This window comes from Chitinophaga sp. (genome assembly GCF_036566945.1).
Classification (GTDB): Bacteria; Bacteroidota; Bacteroidia; order Chitinophagales; family Chitinophagaceae; genus Chitinophaga.
Genome location: NZ_DATCVJ010000508.1, coordinates 1 through 2915, shown reverse-complemented (window position 1 = coordinate 2915; position 2915 = coordinate 1). Strand labels below are relative to the sequence as shown.

The window sequence follows — 2915 nt, the reverse complement described above, 5'->3', positions numbered from 1 at the left end:
TCTGTACCGCCGATATTGGCTGGATCACAGGACACAGCTACATTGCCTATGGCCCGCTCAGCGCAGGCGCCACCACCCTCATGTTTGAAGGCGTGCCTACCTATCCGGATGCCGGCAGATTGTGGGAAATTGTAGACAAATTCAGGGTAAACACTTTATATACCGCTCCCACCGCCATACGCAGCCTGATGAGCTACGGTCTGGGACCCGTTAACCATAAAGACCTCAGCTCTCTCAAAAAACTGGGCAGCGTAGGCGAACCAATCAACGAGGAAGCATGGCATTGGTTTAAAGACAATATCGGTAAAGGCAAATGCCCGATCGTAGATACCTGGTGGCAAACAGAAACCGGTGGTATTATGATCACTCCTATTGCCGGTATCACCAAAGAAAAACCGGGTTATGCCACCTTGCCACTTCCGGGTGTACAACCTATACTGGTAGATGAAAACGGTAAAGAACTCAAAGGCAACGGCGTAAGCGGTAACCTCTGTATCAAGTTCCCATGGCCTGGTATGCTGCGCAGCACCTACGGCGATCATGACCGCTTCCGTAAAACCTATTTTTCCACTTACGAAAACCTCTACTTCACTGGAGACGGCTGTCTCAGAGATGAAGATGGCTACTATAGAATTACCGGCCGCGTAGACGATGTACTCAACGTAAGTGGTCACCGTATCGGTACCGCTGAAGTAGAAAATGCCATCAACATGCACGCCGGTGTAGTGGAAAGCGCGGTGGTTGGCTATCCTCACGACATTAAAGGCCAGGGCATCTATGCGTATGTGATCATGGAACGACTCACGCACGATCAGGAACTGACTAAAAAAGATATCGCACAAACAGTAGCCCGCATCATCGGACCTATTGCCAAACCAGATAAAATCCAGATTGTAAACGGTTTACCTAAAACCCGCTCCGGCAAAATCATGCGCCGTATCCTGCGCAAGATTGCAGAAAACGACCTGGATAATTTAGGTGATATCTCTACCCTGCTTGATCCTACAGTGGTAGACGAAATCAAGAGGGGCAAACTGTAAATTATTATTAGATTTTTTGATAAGGGATGCAGGAATTTATTTCTGCATCCCTTCGTTATAAATGATTCATCCGGTATGAAGCGTTTCCTCAAAAGGGCAGCCTGGACCTGCCTCTCCCTGTTCCTGTTACTTAATATCATTACGGCATTTCATGCCTGGAAATTCACCCATTTTTATGATGACGGCGGTCGCCGGAATAAGCTGCCGGAACAAATGAGTACGGGAGAAAAATTACGCACCGTACTGTTTGGGGTGAGCATTGCCAAATCGGCAACTACGACGCGCCCTGCAGTGCCCTTTGAAACAGTGTTATTACGCACACAAAATGGACTACGACTGGAAGGTTGGTGGATTCCCGCTAAAGCCGCCAAAGGCACCGTCATCCTCTTTCATGGCTACAACGGCAACAAAGGTTCACTCTTCCCGGAAGCCGACCGTTTCAGGGCACTGGGCTATAATACTTTCCTACTGGATTTCCGGGCGCATGGTAATAGCGAGGGATATACCTGCAGCGTAGGCTATAAAGAAGCCGAAGATGTGAAGCTGGCCTGGGATTATGTACAACAAAAAAGCCCGCTGCCAATAGTACTCTGGGGCGTAAGTATGGGTGCTGCTGCTATCTTAAAGGCCGTGCCGGAGTATGGCCTTACCCCGCAGAAAGTGATCCTGCAATGCCCGTTTGCAACACTTACAGACGCCGTAAAAAGCCGTATGCGCTCCGTTCACCTCCCGGCATCTCCATTTTCACAATTGCTCACTTTCTGGGGCGGTGTGGAACTGGGCTTTTGGGGGTCGGGCTTTAAGCCGGAAAGCTATGCCAGGCAAATACATATGCCGGTATTATATTTCTATGGCCAGAAAGATATAAGAGTAATGCCTGCAGAAACACAGGCGGTATTTTCCAATTTGGGTACGCAACAAAAAAAGCTACACATTTTCCCTAATGCTGGCCACCAATCCTTTTGCGGAAAAGACTCCGCCGCCTGGAGGACGGAAGTCACCACTTTTCTGCAATAAAAAAGCGCGCACCATACGAGTGGAGCGCGCTCTTCACAGGATCTGACCCGCCGGTTTTATATTTGAGTCATGGTGCAGTAACCCTGCGCCACTAGATGCCGTACTACTTACTGTTGCTAAATTACAACGATTGGCTGCCGCCTGGAGTCACCCCTTTGATTATCCACAAAAATCTTACCGGCGTATCACCACCGGGGTGCCTACTTTGATCACCTCATACAGTTCATTCACATCTGCATTTTTCATGCTGATACATCCCAGGGTCCAGTTAATCTGGCCTTCTACATAATTATCACGGATACCGGAATTATATTCTACTCCATGGATGCCTATAGCTCCGCCAATGCTGGCATCAGCAGATACCATGCCCGCAGATTGCCGCTGATGGAATTTCTGCCAGGACACCTCATTGGGATAGTCCAGCAGCATAAACCGACTCCAGCTTTTATCTGTTCTTTTGCTTAAAATGTGGAAGGTACCTTCAGGCGTTCTGCGATCACCTTCAATTTGTTTGTCTGTTTGGTCGCGGTTACCAAATACCACCTTGTAGATTTTTCTCAACGTCACATCTTCGTATACATACAAACGATAGTCACTTTTATCTATCAGCAGGAAAATTTTGTCCGGATCAATGTTGGCAGCATTTAACCGTGCACGATATAAATCAGCTTCGTTGATAAATCCACTAAGTGGCAGCAGCAACAGGATCGCTACCAACCAGTAATGACAGCACTTCTTCATAGGAGTAATAAATATGCAAATAACGTGGCGGGATAGGGAAATATTGTTTTTGAGAAAGCAAAAAGCCATTGAAGCGATTTTTTGTCTTACTCAGGATTATACTGATTTTGATGATTT

Annotated in this window: 3 protein-coding genes; 2 read left to right on the top strand and 1 reads right to left on the bottom strand. The window is 47.4% G+C overall.

Annotated features, from left to right (window positions below; genetic code table 11):
- Window positions 1-1040: AMP-binding protein (locus VIP81_RS15540; RefSeq protein ID WP_331962501.1), on the top strand; the 1040-nt coding region annotated here is incomplete at its 5' end.
- 75 nt (window positions 1041-1115) lie between these two features.
- Complete coding sequence (locus VIP81_RS15535; protein ID WP_331962498.1) at window positions 1116-2057, top strand: alpha/beta hydrolase; 942 nt, start codon at window positions 1116-1118, stop codon at window positions 2055-2057.
- Between the two features lie 174 nt (window positions 2058-2231).
- On the opposite strand, the gene VIP81_RS15530 is transcribed toward VIP81_RS15535, so the two are convergent.
- Window positions 2232-2798 (bottom strand): L,D-transpeptidase, encoded by a 567-nt coding sequence (locus tag VIP81_RS15530; protein WP_331962495.1) that lies wholly within the window; start codon window positions 2796-2798, stop codon window positions 2232-2234.
- Window positions 2799-2915: the final 117 nt, after the last annotated feature.

Excerpts from the sequence above, each read along its gene's own strand:
- VIP81_RS15535 (WP_331962498.1), top strand. The coding sequence starts at position 1,116 with ATGAAGCGTTTCCTCAAAAGGGCAGCCTGGACCTGCCTCTCCCTGTTC.
- VIP81_RS15530 (WP_331962495.1), bottom strand. The coding sequence starts at position 2,798 with ATGAAGAAGTGCTGTCATTACTGGTTGGTAGCGATCCTGTTGCTGCTG.